The 249-nt window shown below is 40.6% G+C and carries 1 protein-coding gene; it reads right to left on the bottom strand.

Going from position 1 to position 249, the window contains the following annotated elements; all coding sequences use genetic code 11:
- Positions 1–26 precede the first annotated feature (26 nt).
- Positions 27–249 (bottom strand): hypothetical protein (locus K0625_RS24480; RefSeq protein WP_220111939.1); only part of this gene is annotated, 223 nt, incomplete at its 5' end.

Genomic DNA, 249 nt, shown 5'->3' with positions numbered 1-249 from the left:
ATTTAAGTGTTTGAGAACTCAATTATTTATTTCGCATTAATCGTTAAATTAATACTATCAGCTTTCCAAATTTTTAAAGAACAAGCATCACCAACAAGGCGTGCCACTCGCTCTAACAAGAACAAGTAATCTGTGTGAACACTCAAGCACACGGATGTGCTGTGTGCAATAAACGCACGGATGCTGTTTATTGCCAACTCAGGTGTCGAGTTAGTCGTATAGGTAAGGAGGTGATCCAGCCCCAGGTTC

Origin of the sequence: Shewanella nanhaiensis (assembly GCF_019457885.1) — a bacterium.
GTDB classification, from domain to species: Bacteria; Pseudomonadota; Gammaproteobacteria; order Enterobacterales; family Shewanellaceae; genus Shewanella; species Shewanella nanhaiensis.
This window is presented reverse-complemented; position numbering and strand designations above follow the sequence as displayed.